1 pseudogene is annotated in these 406 nt (G+C 50.7%); it reads right to left on the bottom strand.

Annotated elements, in window-relative coordinates:
* Window positions 1-113 precede the first annotated feature (113 nt).
* Window positions 114-406, bottom strand: a pseudogene (locus JWG43_RS18965) (DNA phosphorothioation system sulfurtransferase DndC); the annotation flags it as partial.

Below are 406 nucleotides of genomic sequence, written 5' to 3'. Positions count from 1 at the left end.
GTACTATGGGGCGATCATTGAGTTTGCTCCCATCCTGAAGCAGACGTGGGCGAGGTGCGAGGTCAATCTGATGGCTGCCACGAAAAACGCGGAAGTCATGCAAGGTGAGGCTCTTAATGATCATCTGTGGCTACCTCGCTCAGCAGACGGTTTATGTCATGGGCATCGTTTAGTTGTGACTGCACGTCTTTAAGCTCAGCCTCTATCTCGTCAATGGTCTTTTGGTGTTGGTCGCGCTGATTTCTTTTTTGCAGTGCGGCCTGTTTTTGCTGGATCTCCTCCAAGGAGCCCCAGTCCTTTTTCAGGATGTTGCCAATCTTGTCGAAGACGCCCTGGCGTTTACTTAGCCCCTCTAGGGATATTTCGAGCTCAATGAGTTTCATGACCATCTCGGGCTCTACTTCGT

The organism is Desulfobulbus alkaliphilus (genome assembly GCF_016918545.1).
Classification (GTDB): Bacteria; Desulfobacterota; Desulfobulbia; order Desulfobulbales; family Desulfobulbaceae; genus Desulfobulbus; species Desulfobulbus alkaliphilus.
Note: the sequence above shows the minus strand (reverse complement) of the source record. Positions and strands in the feature narration are given on the sequence as shown.